This is a genomic window from Picosynechococcus sp. PCC 73109 (assembly GCF_001521855.1).
Classification (GTDB): Bacteria; Cyanobacteriota; Cyanobacteriia; order Cyanobacteriales; family MRBY01; genus MRBY01.
Genome location: NZ_CP013998.1, coordinates 2,985,930 through 3,002,639, shown reverse-complemented (window position 1 = coordinate 3,002,639; position 16,710 = coordinate 2,985,930). Strand labels below are relative to the sequence as shown.

13 protein-coding genes are annotated in these 16,710 nt (G+C 48.4%); 3 read left to right on the top strand and 10 right to left on the bottom strand.

From position 1 onward, the window contains the following. Positions 1-80: 80 nt before the first annotated feature. From AWQ23_RS14265 to ggpS, 6 genes are all read right to left on the bottom strand, one after another. On the bottom strand, positions 81-767 hold the full coding sequence (locus AWQ23_RS14265) for a hypothetical protein (RefSeq protein ID WP_012308442.1): 687 nt from the start codon (positions 765-767) through the stop codon (positions 81-83). Between the two features lie 13 nt (positions 768-780). Then, positions 781-1,389, bottom strand: a complete 609-nt coding sequence (locus AWQ23_RS14260) for a molybdenum cofactor guanylyltransferase (protein ID WP_062436383.1) — start codon at positions 1,387-1,389, stop codon at positions 781-783. Then, on the bottom strand, positions 1,382-2,017 hold the full coding sequence (locus AWQ23_RS14255) for a phosphoribosylanthranilate isomerase (RefSeq protein WP_062436381.1): 636 nt from the start codon (positions 2,015-2,017) through the stop codon (positions 1,382-1,384). The genes AWQ23_RS14260 and AWQ23_RS14255 overlap by 8 nt, the downstream gene beginning before the upstream one ends. 126 nt (positions 2,018-2,143) lie before the next feature. Further along, on the bottom strand, positions 2,144-3,085 hold the full coding sequence (locus AWQ23_RS14250) for an NAD(P)H-dependent glycerol-3-phosphate dehydrogenase (RefSeq protein WP_339367123.1): 942 nt from the start codon (positions 3,083-3,085) through the stop codon (positions 2,144-2,146). 196 nt (positions 3,086-3,281) lie between these two features. Next, a complete protein-coding gene (glpD, locus tag AWQ23_RS14245) occupies positions 3,282-4,982 on the bottom strand; it encodes a glycerol-3-phosphate dehydrogenase (protein ID WP_062436380.1) in 1,701 nt (566 codons plus the stop codon). Positions 4,983-5,129: 147 nt separating this feature from the next. Beyond that, on the bottom strand, positions 5,130-6,632 hold the full coding sequence (gene ggpS / locus AWQ23_RS14240; RefSeq protein ID WP_062436378.1) for a glucosylglycerol-phosphate synthase: 1,503 nt from the start codon (positions 6,630-6,632) through the stop codon (positions 5,130-5,132). A 103-nt stretch (positions 6,633-6,735) separates the two neighbouring features. Here ggpS and AWQ23_RS14235 point away from each other — a divergent pair, with 103 nt between their 5' ends. Both AWQ23_RS14235 and gghA read left to right on the top strand, forming a co-directional pair. After that, a complete protein-coding gene (locus AWQ23_RS14235; RefSeq protein WP_157072241.1) occupies positions 6,736-6,996 on the top strand; it encodes a hypothetical protein in 261 nt (86 codons plus the stop codon). Positions 6,997-7,522: 526 nt separating this feature from the next. Further along, positions 7,523-10,072 carry a glucosylglycerol hydrolase gene (gene gghA / locus AWQ23_RS14230; RefSeq protein ID WP_198158669.1) on the top strand — a complete coding sequence of 850 codons (2,550 nt, stop codon included), beginning with the start codon at positions 7,523-7,525 and terminating at the stop codon, positions 10,070-10,072. Between the two features lie 56 nt (positions 10,073-10,128). Here the strand turns inward: gghA and AWQ23_RS14225 are convergent, their stop codons facing one another. The 4 genes from AWQ23_RS14225 to AWQ23_RS14210 all read right to left on the bottom strand — a co-directional run bounded on the left by AWQ23_RS14225 (position 10,129) and on the right by AWQ23_RS14210 (position 16,387). After that, complete coding sequence (locus AWQ23_RS14225) at positions 10,129-11,247, bottom strand: mannan-binding protein (RefSeq protein ID WP_062436372.1); 1,119 nt, start codon at positions 11,245-11,247, stop codon at positions 10,129-10,131. A 190-nt stretch (positions 11,248-11,437) separates the two neighbouring features. Further along, complete coding sequence (locus AWQ23_RS14220) at positions 11,438-13,117, bottom strand: PLAT/LH2 domain-containing protein (RefSeq protein WP_062436370.1); 1,680 nt, start codon at positions 13,115-13,117, stop codon at positions 11,438-11,440. Between the two features lie 426 nt (positions 13,118-13,543). Further along, the gene (locus AWQ23_RS14215; protein ID WP_062436368.1) at positions 13,544-15,424 is read right to left on the bottom strand and encodes a hypothetical protein; all 1,881 of its coding nucleotides are present in this window, start codon (positions 15,422-15,424) and stop codon (positions 13,544-13,546) included. Between the two features lie 69 nt (positions 15,425-15,493). Beyond that, the gene (locus tag AWQ23_RS14210; protein ID WP_062436366.1) at positions 15,494-16,387 is read right to left on the bottom strand and encodes a hypothetical protein; all 894 of its coding nucleotides are present in this window, start codon (positions 16,385-16,387) and stop codon (positions 15,494-15,496) included. Between the two features lie 56 nt (positions 16,388-16,443). Between AWQ23_RS14210 and AWQ23_RS14205 the strand changes: the two genes are divergently transcribed. Further along, entirely contained in the window at positions 16,444-16,704 is a 261-nt protein-coding gene (locus AWQ23_RS14205) for a hypothetical protein (RefSeq protein ID WP_062436364.1), read from the top strand. The last annotated feature ends 6 nt before the right edge of the window (positions 16,705-16,710 follow it).

Genomic DNA, 16,710 nt, shown 5'->3' with positions numbered 1-16,710 from the left:
GTAGCACAAATCATATCAGGCGATCGCTCTTTTCGCGGCAGGGGCGATCGCCTTCTGGATCTACCAGGAGACTTTGGGGATCAAGTAGATCGCTCGCTAGAATCTTGTTTAATCAGCCGATAACACTCTTCTAGGGGGGCGCGGTCAGCCATTGCGGTGACCAAATTTTGGAAAGCATCTTGGTGGCGATCCAAAAGGTTTTTCGCTTGGAGTAAGGCCCACTGTTCCCGTTGTTGGTAGCTGGCGACAGAAATGCCGAGTTTAGCTAACAGTTGGCGGAGTTGGTCACGGTCGTTGGCTCCCCCTAGGGCTTTGCCGTAGATCGTCGTTTCGGCGGCGATCCCTGCCATTAGGGTGGTGCTGAGACGTTCGAGTAAAAGATTCATCTGCTGGGGATTTTTGAGGGAAGCTTCGACGCTTTCGAGATCAAAACTGACGCCTCCTTGACCCGTTTGACCCTGCTTAATCGCTTCCCAAGGGGTCAGACTGTAGCCCGTAATTGGAATGCTGAGGAGATAACCCGCCAAGAAATGGCCCGCTTCGTGGTGCAAAATGCGTTGGCGCTGTTCGGCGGGGGTAAACAAATCAAGGAATAAGGTCATGCCTCGCCCTTGCCAATTGAACGTATCCACGGTGGCAAAGGCCATCACGGCAGCGGTAATGCCAGCGGGGACAAAGGGAGACAACTGAAAAATCCCTCCCAAAAGGCTGGTCATGGTCATCAAGAAAACACCGATGGCGATTAGGTTAAGGGCGGTTTGTTGCATGGCACTGGGTCGGTCAATCGATTGTCTGCTGCGAGGGCGGTTGCGTCTTCAAGGTAGCGAAATCGGCGGGGGTGTTGCAATTAAAGAGCATTGCGGGGTTGGCGATCGCCAGCGAAAAAACAGGCACAGTGGCTAACCATTTTTGAAAAGAGCGCCCTCCTTGATCGATAAATTGTTGGAGCGAAGTTTGGGCCGTATTGCGATAGAAACCACAGCAGGGTTCATAAAATTGCCCTTGGTTGACGAGGGCGGCGGTGTAGTTTGTTGGAATTGCTGCGAGTTGCTTGAGCCATTGCTCTAATTGCCCCTGATCAAGCTTGGGCAGATCACAGGCGAGCAGTAAAACCCAGCCCTGGCGCTTGAGGATTTTTAAACCTTGGTTTAGGGCAACGAGTCCCCCCTGTTGAGCCGGATCATCGAGCCAGTGGACAGTGGTGCTGAGATAGGGTTGATAGCGATCGCGCCAGGGGGTCAAGAGATAAATTTCGTCACTGAGGGCCGTGGCTATCTCAAGGGTACGCCGGAGCAGGGTTTGTTCACCCCATTGCAAAAGGGCTTTGTCGGTGCCCATGCGCTGGCTTTTTCCACCAAGCAAAATAAAAATTGGTACAGAATTAGACATGGAGTGGCTGGAGGGCGGCCATCAGGGCTTGAACTTTGCTGAGGTCTTTAATGCCGGGGGACAGTTCTACGCCGCTCGACAGATCGATGCCATCGGGATGCAGTTGGCCCAGGGCGACGGCAATATTATCGGGATTGAGCCCCCCTGCGAGGAACCAAGGAATTGCTGGGTGAAATTGACGTAGATCATCCCAGTTAATCTGGTGGCCCGTCCCGCCGAGTTGTTGGGGATCATAGGCATCGAGGAGCAGCGCATCGACCACAGTTTCGTATTGTTTTGCCCGGGCTAAAGAATGGCGATCGCGGATTCGCAGGGCTTTAATAATTTCCAGGTCGGGCCGTTGCTGGCGGAGTTGCTGGCACAACTCTGGGGATTCATCGCCGTGGAGTTGGGCGGTGGTGAGGTTGCCCTGACTAATGATTGCCAGCATTTCAGGCAATGTCTGGTTCGCGAAAACACCCACTTTGCCAATGTGCGCGGGCAAGGCTTCCGTCAGGGTCGCTAGTTGGGTGGGCGTCACATACCGGGGCGATTTTTGGACACAAATAAATCCCAGATCCGTTACTCCCACCTTGGCGATCGCCTGGGCCTGGTCTATCTGGGTCAGCCCACAAATTTTTATCCGCATGAAAGTTCTCTACGCCATAACCATGGTGCGAATTTAGCACAACACCGTAAAAAAAAGAGGCGGCGATCGCCCCTAATTATGTTTGAAATCTTTGTAACTAGAGCTCTGGGGCCATAGAGATCTCTTTTATTCCAGCAGATCACAGGCCTCTGGCTTCAGATCCCGTTCCATCAACATTGTCACCGCTTCCATGGGCGTAATTTTCCCCTTGAGGAGGCGATAAACTTGCCGGGAAATAGGGATCGGAATTTCCTCACGGTTAGCCAAATCGAGCAATACAGCGGTGGTATTTACCCCTTCAGCAGTACTTCCCAGTTCTTCGAGAATCTGTTCTAGGGATTTGCCCTGGGCCAGACCGTAACCCACGCGATAGTTGCGACTGAGGGGACTGGTACAAGTAGCAAGCATATCCCCCAGCCCTGCAAGACCCAGGAAGGTTTCCGGTTGGGCTCCTAAGTGCGCCCCTACGCGAATCATCTCCGGTAACGCCCGCGTAATTAAAGCTGATTTGGCATTGGTACCGAGCTTGAGGCCTTCGCAGACTCCCACGGCGATCGCCATGACATTTTTTAGGGTGCCGCCTAATTCAGTGCCCAGGGGGTCATTGTTGGTGTAGACCCGGAAACAGTCGGACGCAAACACTTCTTGGACAGTTTCCGCGGCCTCTAGGTCAGTGCTGGCCACCACCGTCGCGGCGGGCAAACCAGCTTCAATTTCCTTCGAGAGATTTGGCCCCGATAACACGACTACTGGGTGGTCAGGGAAAGTTTCTTGCCAAATTTGAGACGGAGTCCGGGTAGTCTTGGGATCTAAACCCTTGGTGGCCGTCACAATAATTGCCTTGGCGGGGAGGGAAATCGCCTTGAGTTGCTCTGCTACATCGGATACCCCCTTCATGGAGATGGCCGAAATGATGATGTCAGCGTCGGCGATCGCCTCTTCGAGAGAAAGCTCACCCCGGCGCGACCAGAGCCGCAGATCATGGTCATTCACGGCGGCTAGGGTGGCGAGGGCGGAACCCCAGGCACCAGTCCCCAGCATGGCAATGGTTTTACGGTTTGTATTCACAGACTTTAGACGTATTGTCGGGACAACAGTATTAAGGGATTGGGCGTCTTGGTCAAGGTCATTGGGAGAAATGGTTGTCATCTATCTTCTCAGAAAAATCGGGTCTAACAAACTTGAGTCGGGAACGAAAACAACGCCAACCGCCTACCGGTGAAGTTGTTTGCTTTAGTGTAAGTAAGGATCTACGGCAAAACCGTTAGGAATAAACTTCTGTTTTTGAGGCCTGGGCCTGGGCTTCAATGCGATAGTCAGGCAGACAGTTCTGCTCAATGAAGGTTTTGTAATTGGCCACTTGGCGATCGCCTTCGGCATCATCCCAACCACAATGGGTTTTGAGGGTCGCCACGAGGGTCGGCAGGGCATCATAGCCGTAGTTCGCCAACATCGCGAGGGTGGTGCGGCGGCGGCAAATATCCTTGAGGTTATGGGCAAGTTCAGAGCGCACCGCATAGACTGCTTGGGCCTTAATATCTGGGAGATAGGGCACTAGGCGATCGCCCAGGTCAGGGGCATCATCCACAAGGGCGAGGACTTCCGGGGCTTTAGCGCCATACATCCGGAACAGATGTTGGATCGTGGTGCGATCAACCATGGGTGTATAACGACGGATCATGGTTTCAATGGTGGAAGAATCGGCGGCGATCGCCCCCGGTAAAGTCCGTTTGCGGGTGGGACAAGGGGGAGCGGGACGATTCAACTTGCGGTAGACCAAATCCACCATTTCTTCGCCCACTTGCCGATAGGTGGTCAGTTTTCCGCCAATTAGGGAAATAAGATTTCTCGCCCCTTCAGGACTATGGTCAAACAAAATATGACTGCGGGTAATGCTGCCAGGTTTTTTGTCCCCCACATAGGGTAAGGGTCGCACCCCGGAATAGGTAAAGCGAATATCAGCCCGACTGAGCTGGGCAGATGGTAACACTCGGTTGGTTTCGGCGAGGAGATAATCGATTTCGTCGTTGTCGGCCTTCACCTGATCGAGGCTGCCGGTATATTTCAGATCCGTGGTGCCAATGAGGTATTTACCCAACCAAGGAATGATGAAATAGGGGCGATTATCGCTGGCCGCTTCCACATAGAGGGCCGCTTGGGGAGCACCAGGAAATGGATCAACGACAATGTGGCTTCCCTTGGTACCACCCATTTTTTGTTCTGTGCCGATGGGTTTAGCTTCGCCGGCGGCGCGGCCCAACTGACAAACTTCATCAACCCAGGGGCCAGAGGTATTTACGACCATGCTGCCTTTAGCTTGAACCGTAAAAGTTTGGCCCGTGAGTTGATCTTCACAGGCGATCGCCTGAATTGTGGCGGTATTCTCATCCCGTTGGAGAGCTGTGACGGCGGTGTAATTTAAAACTGTTGCCCCCGCTGCCTGGGCATCCAAAATATTTTCTAAACAGAGTCGTTCGGCATATTCTACCTGGCCGTCGTAATATTGGGCGGCCCCAACCACATCTTGCGATCGCACCGTGCGGAAAAGATTCTGGAACTTGCGGGCACTCAACATCCGGTGGGAGGGCACCGTTTTATCAAAACTCAAAATATCGTAGAGCAACATTCCCGCTTGGATGAGCCAGTAGCCCCGGGCCGCCCCTTTGTAGAGGGGGATCGTCATTTGAAGCGGTTGCACCAGGTGGGGCGCGGTACGCAGAAGCACTTCTCGCTCGTGGAGGGACTCCCGCACTAGATGAAACTCTAAATACTCTAGGTAACGGAGCCCCCCATGGATCAAACGGGTAGACCAACTGGTGGTGCCACTGGCGAAATCTTCCTTTTCAATGAGCAAGGTTTTTAAGCCCCGTAAGGCCCCGTCCCGGGCGATCCCAGCGCCATTAATGCCGCCACCAATGATGATTAGATCGTAGGTTGTGTTTTGAATGGTTTGAAAATCTCGCATTATTCAGGTTGGGAATTAGGGTCAAACTTGTGCGGTTAGTTGGCTTGGGTCATGACTGGTGCAATCCACCGTTTTTGTCTCACTACCCAACCCAGGGGATTTTGATGGCGGCGATCGCCTCTCCCCCAGGTTAAGCAAAAAAACGACCTAGACGGGGGTCGGCTCCTTACCCAGGACTGCCGTTGCCTTGGCTTCCCGGAACATATGATTGGCCCACTGCTGCACGTCATAGCGTTGGATCGACTGGTACATACTCTTCATGCGCCGCTGTTGTTCCTCGACAGGCATGGCCAGGGCTTGATCAATGGATTCATCCATCCGCTTCGCCGCGTAAGGATTGGTGAGGATCGCATCGGGCAGTTCCACCGCTGATCCCGCAAATTCTGACAGGATCAAGACCCCATCATCGCAACCATGGGCGACCACATACTCTTTAGCGACCAGATTCAAGCCATCCCGCAGCGGCGTAATCCAGGCAATATCTGCGGCCCCAAAGAAACCGAGAAGTTCCTCGTAGGAGAGAGCACTGGTAAAGAGCAAAATCGGGGTCCAGTTCAACTTGGCAAAGCGACCATTGATCCGACCCACAAGCCGCTCAATTTCACTTTGGGCGTTTTTGTAAACCCGCATCCCAGAAGCAGCCTTGGCCGCGGCAACCACCAGATTTACCTTGGTTTGTAACTCCGGTCGCCGTTCTAGTAGGCGTTCATAGCAGACCAACATTTCCTTGGTGCCCTTCACGTAGTCCACTCGTCCAGCGGACAAAATCAGCTTGTTGCTGCCTAGTTCTTCCCGGATTTTGCGGATTCGCTCCTGGGTACTGGCTTTCTCTACCTGGGCGCGGATCTGGGTGGGGTTTGTACCCACGGGGAAAGCATCCAAATTCACCAGGTGATCTTTATATTTCAACTGGGTGGTAATTTCGGGTTCTGCGAGGGCGGTGCCTACGGCAGTAAAGGCGTGCTCATCGACGGGCACTTGGCGGGTAATTTCGACCTTGCGCAAACTCCGGGCGACGGCGACAAAATTTTGCACATAGCGGGGCAAATGGAAACCGCACAGGTCACAGCAGAGGAGACTGTCTACGATTGCTTCACGCCACGGCAGAATGTTAAAAATATCAACACTCGGAAATGGCGTGTGGTGGAAAAAGGCAATTTTAGCGTTGGGTTTTTTCTGGCGGATGAAGTAGGGGGTCAGCCAGAGATTGTAATCATGGACCCAAAACAGAGCATCGTCATCGGCATCTTCGCAGGCTGCCTCGGCAAACATTTCGTTGATTTGCTTAAAATTTTCCCAGTCTGAGGAGTCGTAGGTAAACTGCCAGGGGAAGGAGTGCAGAATCGGCCAGAAGGCTTCTTTTGAGGTGATGTGATAGAAGTTTTTGACCTGGTCGGCGGACAGGGGGATGCGGTGAACCACGGAGTTTTCCTGACCGGGAAATGCCATCTTGGCTTGGAAATTTTCTTGTTGTTTGCCAGAGATTTGTTTCCAAGCGACCCAGGTGCTTTGTTCAGCGTTGGCAAAGAAGCTTTTGAGGGTCGGCATGATCCCGTTAGGGCTTGTTTTGTCACGGTAGAAGGTTTTACCGTTTTCGCGCACCTCATCATAGGGTTCCCTATGGTAGAGAATGACGAGAGAAGATTTCATTAAGACCTCCAGGGGTTGGTATGGTTCAGATAAAAAAAGGCCGCTTGCGGTAACAATGGGCCTGTGTCCAGCAGATGTTGTGGGCCGGGGGCACCGGGTAAAAATGATTTGCAACCTGGATTTTGGGGGGCAAACCGTTGGCGATCGCCGTTACACAGCACCCAAATCAACCATTGGCTCTAGCCTTGAACTCACTCCCCACAACCAGAGGCACAACACTGGGGCGATGCTCACCAACAAATATTTAGAGGCCCAGTGTAAAGGGCGTTGCCATTATTTCCCGACGAACGGCAAATTTAGTGGGGAAGCTCACCTGGGAAAGCTGGGTTTCAACACTTCCGAGGGCTTGTTTCATGGGCCGTAAAAACTACAAAAATGGTCGATAAATGGCCATCGTATTCAATTGGACACTTTTTCATTATAACATTTTTCTCAGTTTATGTTTTTGGCTGAGTTAGTGATGGCTTGCCGGAGGGAAAGATAATGATTTATTATGGGTGGGACTTTTTATTTAAACGGTTATCTGTGGGGTGAAAGCCCGTCGAAAGGTTAATCTTTCGGGCAAAACTTAATCTTAAATTAAGGTAGTTTTAAGCTCAAAAAATCGATGCATCACAAAGATTCCTGATGCTTTCTGAAGTAATTAAGGTATGAATAGCCGCATTTTAAAGTGATTTTTTGGGGGCGATCGCCGACAAATTGATAGCCGAAAAAATAATTTGATTCTGTCAGGATATATTGATTTATCTCATCGACTCATCAGTTATCTTTGCTGTTTTGCGATCAAAAGATAAGTCATTCGGCAGATGCGAGGATGCATGGGTTGGCAACGGGCGATCGCCCCAGGCACCCGATCCGATGAATTAGTTGTTGTTACGGTTACTTAGATAGTGAATACGGCCTCTCAAATTCAGCTTAGCGAAGCAGACACCCAAATTTTGTTAGATTGGGCAGCCCAAGTGACCCATTCCAATGAAAGTTATTTCCACAAGGGGCAACGCCTCGCCAAACGCTTGGGGGCCCATTACCGGGCGGATGGCCTCACGGAGATCGGTTTCTGGACACCGGAACTGGCAGGGGAAGTGATCCAAACAAACCGCGATATTTTTTTAGAAGTCTTTACCCCCCTCGAAGCGGTAGACTTTAGCGCCCCCAGCCAAACCATTAAGTGCCGCCGGGACTGTGTAGAACTCAAACAGCAGGGGGAATTCTGTTGGGGGGTAGTTGCGGGGATGCACCCAGGCACGAGGGAGCAAATGGGCTCTCTGTATTGGTTGCGCTACTGCGATCGCCTCCAGAATGAAATTTCGATCATCCGTGATGTTTTGGCCTATTCTCTGCCCTATGGGGTTTTTGGGCCAGCGGAACTCTACGACATGGACAGCCTCCAGCGGCAACGAACAGACCTTGCCTATTTTGAGGCCCATTCGACCCCCCTCAACCCCGACCAAGCCTCCTGGGAACAGCCGATCCTCGATAATGCCAATGAGGTACTGCCCCGGGTGCCAGCCCCTTTAAATATTTTGCAGGTTCACCTCAAAACAGCCTCCCCCGAAGGAACCCTAGCGGGCCTGACCCAGGTTTACCAGCGCCTCTCGGAAAAGATTGCCGCCGGAGAACCCCTCACCGCTGCCGAACAAAATTATGTCGGTTACGACGCGCTGCAATTGCTCCCCATTGAACCCACCATTGAATATCGCCTTGAGGGGGACAACCGCCACCACGAATTTTTTGCGATCGCCCCCAATGAAGCTATTGAAACCGGAGAAATGGCCTGTGGCCTCGAAGTAGAAGTCACCCTCCGCAAAGCCAAAACCCAAAATTGGGGCTATGACGTGCCGATTTTAGGGTCGGCGGCCACCAACCCAACGATCCTCAGTAGCCTCCGTCCCGATGAACTGGTGGACTTTATCAGTACCCTCCATAATTTTGCGGGGGGGCCGATCCAAATTATTTACGACCTGGTCTATGGCCACGCGGACAATCAATCGTTGGAGCTCCTGAACAATCAGTACCTCAAAGGCCCCAATATGTATGGGCAGGATCTGAACCACCAATTACCCCAGGTGCGGGCGATCCTTCTAGAGTTGCAACGGCGACGCATTAACTCCGGGGCCGACGGCATTCGCATTGATGGCGGGCAAGATTTCCGCTTCTTTAATCCCCTTTCCGGTCGCGTTGAGCAGGACGATGCTTATCTGTTGGCCATGAGTGATGTGATTCAGGATATTGGCGATCGCCAACGGTTACTCTTTACTATTTTTGAGGACGGTCGACCCTGGCCAGAAGAAGGTTGGGAAAATTCTTCAACCTATCGCGATTTGATCGAGTTGCGCCCAGAATCCTACCAGTGGGGGCCATTGATTTTTGCCCACAATACACCTACCATCGAAGGGTTTTGGGATTACAAATGGAACCGCATTATTGAAGTGATGTTCCAAGGCGATCGCTGGATCACCGGTTGTGCCAACCACGATACGGTGCGTCGGGGAAACCAAATCGATGCCCAAGCCGCCGCCATTAACTGGCATTTGGGCGCGACCCTCAACGAAGTAATTTTGAATGCCTACGATAATCCGGCGACCACCCTCTGGGTCTATGGCTTCATGCCCGGCCTGCCGATGGATTTCATTAATTCTTTGATGCGAGCCCCCTGGGGCTTTTTCCGCAATACTGATGAACTTTATGGGGTCAAAGTGGCGGCAGAGGAAGTGGGCTTTTTGGACTGGCAGATTACTCCTGAATTATTTGCTAAACCCTGGGCCTTCCGGCACCTTAAACAGTTGGGCTTTGAGGATCTAGATTTTCTAAAGCGGTTTATGCGGGCCTTAAACGAAGCGATGATCGTCACGGATTATGATTTACAGAAAACTGCCGATCTGTGCCAACGTTGTATCGGTAATCCCGATGGAGTGTGTGAAGTCAAACCGATGCAGGAAATTGGGGAGTCCGATCACCAAGCTTTTCTCGATCATTTAACGGTGCCAAAACTGAAGACCATTGCCATGGCGTTTATGGAGGATGGCCACGAAACCTGTCGGGTTTCCCATTATCTCGACCGGGTTGATCCCGCCCAGACGGAATTTAACTTAGCCCTGCGGGAATATCGTCGCGCTCACCCTTGGCTGCGGGAAAATCTCCAGGAAGGCGATCGCTTTAATCGTCTCAGCAACGAAGAACACACAATCTTTTACGGTTTGCGCACGGAACCTCTTGCCGAAGAGAACGATCAAACCCCAGAGCAAATCGTGATGGTGACCCACATGGGCGGCGAACCAACCACCATTACCCTCGGTGATTGGCTCCAGTTGGATCTTTCTGAATGGCGTGTGGCGATCGCCACCCCTGGTTTAGACATTGGTCAAACAGAAGATGCGCTGAAGATCTTTGAATTAAAAGATAGCCAAGGCCTCGTTCTTGAGCGTATTTTTGACGAGTAAAAGCTAATGGTCTTGTTAGATCATTAATCCTAGAACCATCGAATGATGTTGCAAAATCAGAAAAGATAGGTTGCAGATAGTCCATAATGATCTGACAAGTCACGCACCATTGTTCCACCAAATAAATTCAAGAAATCACCTTTCCCTGGCAGTTCATACTGGGAGGTTGTACGAAACTTTGTAAGATCAAGTGTTGTGCGATTCGGTTGAATGCTTTCATTACTGACTAATACATAGTCTAGCCATTCAGATGGATCATTTGGATAGCGATATTTTGCGAGATCATTCATGCGAGGATCAAAAGTATAACCCTGGGGAATGTTTCCTAAAAACTGAGCATTTAAAGTCTTAAGAGCATTGTCGTATTCAGCAGTTTGATAATTAAAGTTCAGGTCACCAGCGATAATGATTGCTTCTCTCCGTGCTTGTGCACCCCCTGTTTTTTGATTAATAAAAGTCTCCAATTGTCCTAATTGATTTGCTCTGACACCGCTATTTTCCGTATCTGCTTGTAGATGAGTCCCAAAAATATGATAGATGATCCCTTCTTTATTAATTTTGGCGTACACAGCCCCCTTATTCGATTGACAATCAAAGCCACTACAATCAGAAAAAATAATCTGGTCAGTTGCCATGATCGGCCAGCGACTTTGCAGATATACCCCACCATCTTCTAGTTTTCCATTATTTGTATCTACTACTTCAGTAGCAGAGGAATACCCCGCTTCTTTTAAACTGCGCGATAAGTTGTTTCGAGCTTCATTATCGAAGGCTTCATTAATGACAATGACATCCCATGGGTTTGAATTACGAATCGCTGTGGCAATTTCTTGGGCGCGGTAATTTTGCATGAGATTGCCTTGGCCGGGAATATTGCGGCTTAAGAGCATTACATTGTAATTGAGAATAGAGAAACTTTTGCTCTCAAGATTATTTGAAAATTCAAGCTGGCAGACAGACATAACCCCTGAAATTGTTGTCCACCAGTGACCAGTCCAGGTTCCTCCTTCTTCTTGGGCGAGTCGGGGACACTTGATATTCGCATCACTTTGATTCCAAATTGGTCCAGCTTCAACGGCACGAGTTGTATTTGCAGTTGCAGGTAAACTCAAAGAAAATAGGAGGCTAATCGTTGAAGTTGTGAAACAGGAAAAGAGAGCAAGTTTGTTAAACATAATTTTTGTCGCTTTGAATAGTAATTTTGTTGCTTTATCAAGGTGTATTTTGGAGTTGAATTTGACCCAAATAATATTTGATCCGATTACTTTGTGTTTGAGATGCTTACCGTAAAATACTTGATAAGTAAAATAGGCTCCTTGTTTTGAAGCCCTTAGATTACTAATTTGTCAATCGTCATATCCGGTATTAGCGGTAGAAAGAAGTCACAGCATATAGATCACTCTTCGGCTCGTTATTTTGTCCATAGGAGATCATCTTGCGGTAAACATCCAACTGAAGCTGAACATTCCGAGAGGGATCATTGAGATAGATAGACCAGTCGTCGCGTCCTGTTTCCTGGAAGGTGAATGTTACTTGACCATTAGCATTAAACTCTTGCCAAACTCCGGGACTGGTTTCTCGTAGATGACCGTTTGCAAATCTCGCTAGGGTAATATCTGAGGCTGTAATCGGATATAGATCACTTTTCGGCCCGTTATTTTGCCCATAGGAGATCATCTTACGGTACAAATCTAACTGAAGCTGGACATTCCGGGAGGAATCATTGAGATAAACAGACCAGTCGTCGCGTCCTGTTTCCTGGAAGGTGAATGTTACTTGACCGTTGGCATTGAACTCTTGCCAAACCCCAGAACTTGTTTCTTGCAGATAGCCATTCGCAAATTTGATCAGGGTTCCGGTTACGGCATTCGGTGTAGGGGTTGTTGGGTTTACGGGCGGTGTCGGGTTTGTGGGAGGTGCTGGCGTGGATGGTGTTTGACCAATGATTTGACCGCCTTGACCAGAGACAACCCAACCTGCTTGCAACCACTTGGGTAAATATTGACGACGAATCGTATTGACTTGGTCAGGATCAAGATGCGTAAACCATTCGTCTTCTAGAGTATCTAAGCCAATTGTTGTAATTGAACCATCTTCGTTGCGCTGAGGGATAACGAGGAAATCACCTGAACTAACGGGACGAATTTGCGCACCAACTTTGCGGATAGCACGACTTTCACCCGTAGAGGAGCGATACACCTGTTCAGCATAGGGAACTTCAAACGTTATCTTACGGATGATCGCTGTATGAGCTGGTGCCATAAATGCCCAATTAAATTCCGAAGCGCTCATTTTTTCCTGGGATTCGGAACTTGCTTCATTAATGGAACGTTGCCATTCTGCACGGGCCTCTGCCCCAAAGGTTCCAGCCACGGTCTCCGGACTTTCATAGGTGATCGAAATTCCAGCGCCGACGGTATTAGTCGTGTCTTTAGATACAGAAACGCCATCAACCCGACTCCAGCTTTCTGTAATGCGCATTACTTCCTGCTCAAGAGTACCTGGGTTATTGCTGAATTGGGCCAAAGTAATTCTGATCGGGTTATTCACAACGGGGCCAGCAGGCGTAACCGTTACCCTAGGCAGTGCTCCTCCTGTGCGATTGAAGGAGACGGGATCGTAATCTAAAAATTTGCGAATTGAGAATTCAGACCATCCGTCCGCATCATCTTTACGATTACAGGTGGTATCACGGTAAACCCGGACATAGTTGGCGGCCCATTTATCGGCTAGCCAGCCGTCGACATCAATGGTGACTCTATTGATAAGGCCAATATCTAGAGTTTCATGGACAAATTCATCTAAATCATTATTTTCGTGGCTACCTTGCAGTGTGAATTGTTCACTCGTGCCATTTTCGCCGTGCATCGTCATGTAAATGGGATTATCTGTACCAGAGCCGGAATCTGTGTAAGTTTTGACAGAGATACAGTAGGGAATGGTGCTTTGGGCTTGGGCGGGTTGGACTGAACTAACTAGGCCAAGGGCAAGGAATGTGCCGAGGGCTGTCTTTTTGAGTAATGGAGAGTTATCGAAGTTAAACATGGGTTGTGAGGAGTAGTAAAGTTAGCTTGCCTAGAAGTAGTGGTAGCGATGGAGAGCTTATGCAGTTTGTAAAAAAATTGCAGCGATCAAACAACTCAGTTCGTCTTCAAAAATATTGCACTGACCCATTTCTAAGTAAGGACTCTTACGTCAAAATAGCCACTTGTCCAATTGTGTTAATTCTATAAAAATTTTCTCGTTAAGAGGCTTTACTTATTAAGTTTTAACTGTTTATTTTATATGAGGCCCTAGATTAGTTCTTTTGTATGCCGCCATGGCTTGATAGTCGATATCTAACAAATATAATTTTGGACATTAAACTACCTCCGGCGTTTTGATGGTAGCGATTTCAGCAACAGTAATCAGTTGAAAAATAGACCAATTCCGTTCCTAGAAATTTTATTCTGACAGGAAGTCACTAATTTATCAGCGTTGGTGGCGAAATGCAGCCGTGATGTCTTCGTCATCACTAACTCCTGGCCAATATTTTGACGTTCTGATAGGACCAGCAGTTTCATCGGTATCGATATCCCAGCGTATATATTCGCCTCCTTCAAGGAAAAAATAGGCTTTACCATTCCACCAGTTAACTGCTGCAGTAATATCGGTGTCATAATCACCTAAAATTCCCCAGGGTCCTTCAATAGATCGAGGGCCAAGGTCTATTCTATTTTTGGCAATGTTATAGCGAACATATTCCCCGTCTCCGAGTAAAGTTCCTCCAAAGGGACCCCGGTTTTCTAGGAAAAAGTAGATATTACCATTGCCCCAATTAATCACAGCTCTAATCCTTTCAGCGTAAGGTGCTAAACCAGGCCAATTATTGTCTGTAATTTTCACCGGATACCCCGGAGAAGTTGAACCATCTTTTTCGAGCCGACTGTAATACCCATCTTCTAAAAAGAGATAAACATGACCATTGTCATAGCGAACGGCTCCAAGAATCTCTTTATCATCACCCTCGACATCAAAATCCCAGTTTCTGCTGGTCGACGCCGGATAACCGGGATCTACCCCTTGGCTATCTGTATATCGATAATAGGTATTGTTCTCACGGAACAGGTAAGCTTTCTCTTCCGAAACACTCGCACTTTTGATTGGTTGTGGCAAGTCCTGGAAAGCAAACTCGTAACTGTCGTTCAGAGAAAGTAATGGAGGATTTTGGCGACCTGACCATAGCCCAAGGAGAGCACCATTTCTAATAGTTGCAACGCCTCCAGCAAATCTAAAAGCTGGCCGCTTGTCCACACAGGTTTGCACAGCCTGGGTTCGTCGAATATCCCGCTTCATGACGAGATCAGCCGTCCTATTACTGAAGTCAAGTTCTGAAATATAAATGTGATCTTCAAACGAGGCGCGAAAGCCATAGCCTGGGAGCAACGCGGTTTCTAATGCACATCGCGTACCATATGCTCCCCATATTGCATCCGTGTTATCATCCGCAAAACCTAAAAGATTGTCAGGCAAATCACGTGTACTAAAAGTAGACACCAAAAATAGTGTTCCATCCTCCTGGACAATCAGATTTGCACCCTGTCCAGAAACATAGACATCTCTAATATTTATACAGTCAGAGTCAGTAAATATCGCCTGGTTTGCTTGCCGCAAAGAAATATCTTGATCACTACGACAAAGTCTAATTGTGTTTTTACCTACCGCTGTCGAACCATCAGAGTTTAAAAGATAAAAACGACGATCCACAGGATTGTAAGTGAGCCCCGTTGAATCTCGTCCACCAGTGAGCACTGCAGTATTTGGATGGAGTGCCTCGATTCCGTTGGGTCCAAGATAATAAAAACGAGTACCCCCATGAGTCCCCACTGCAAGTATATTGCCGCTGGCTTGAAGACTACTTGGATGAGCTTCTGGGCCTAATCCTGTTGGGGGGTTATTAATATCTGTATTACTCGTCTCGCAGTAAAAATCCCAATCTAATTCTCTATTTGGACTAGCGGGATCGAAAGGACTGGAATATATAAGCATGCCTGAGCAATTTTCCTTTGAGGGATCTTGACGAGAATAGGAAAGGACAATCTGTCCACCTGCAGTCATGGCAATACCCTGAATATGATCCCCACCCCTAACTGCATCCCCATACTTCTCCTCAAATCCTTCTAGGGCGGTTTCCACAAGAGTTGAATCTGAACCCATCATCCGTTCGATGCCGAAAAGCAGGTCGGTTACAGGTGGGCTAATTTCATCGGCTGGTGTTTGTGGTGTTTGTGCCCGGACTCCAAAGGAGAAACTCAAGAGGCTGACACTGACAGCAGTTGAGTGTAATAAGCAGGCTTTCAGAATCTTTTTCATTACTTTAAAGTTGTGTAGGTTTAAAAGAGTGTATCAATGTAGTGGTCAAAGACGGAATCATTTAGACGCTTAAAAACTAAACTCGCGACTTGATACACAGGAGTCAACATAGTTTTTCCAAGTGCGAGTCGCATCACTTGGATCAGTGGAGAGACAATATCCTAAAAAGTTGTTTGTATCGTGTTGGGCGATCTGCTGACCATTTTTTGAAATTTGCATAGCATCAATAAAGAAAGCATTTTCGCCATTGGTCTTTAAAACAGCATGGCTGATATTTTGACTGGAAACATAGGTAATTGTTTGATTTTGACTAGAGCAGGCCGAATCACTAAAATTATCAGAAAATATGGAGTGGGCCATCGTGTTGCCAGACCAAAATTCAATGGTGATGCGATTGGTTGTACCTTCGTTGGTAATGCCCGCATGAGAACAGTCAATGGAGACAAGATAAGTTGATTGCCGTGGCTGATTGCGCTGGGCTTGGAACTCTTGAAACTTTTGCCAATGGCACTCGCGATCGCAAACCTCAACATCAATATTGCCCCAATTAGGGTCTCCAGCAATAAAGCTGGGTAGCGCATTGCTATCAGGGCCATAGGACAAGCTATAAAGTAAGTCGTCTGAACCCCTCAGACCACCGTCTTGATCCCAAACTTCAATCAAGATCTTGTCGTCTACATTGGGGCCAAAATCTAATGTGGGAATAAAAAAATCGTGCGAATCTCCTTCGGCAATTGTGACAACGCCTGTCTCAAGGAGCAACTTGACTTTATTTCCCCACTTGGTTTGCCATATTTTGAGATAAACATCATCACCACCAATCTCGTCTTGGTCGTAAACGGTCACATCGTTGATTTCGATTGAGGGGGGGGGATTCGTCCAGACTGAAGCCGAAGTCACTGAGGCCGAGCCAAGCAGAGAAACTAGCGCTAAGTTGAAGCCTTTAAACAGAGAGTTTTTCATTTTTCCTCTATGACAATTGTTTGCTTTCGCAATAGTAGTTCTCAAAAACTCAACCTATGCAGCTTCTGAAAAGTAGTTCTCCGGGCAATACTCAGGATTTTTTTGAACCAAAGTACCGAGTTGCATTCATTCAAAGCACTGAATTAGGTGATGCATATGTAGAGTTCCTCTATGCCAATAGGATCATTACATCAAGTAAAAACTCAAAAGATTTAGATTTTGACCTGAAAAGCAGTGGAGGTTGCTTGAGTTTTTTGGGCAAAAAATACCGTGACTACTGTTACAAAGTAGGTTGGAATCTTGTGGTAGAAAAGTAGTCTGTT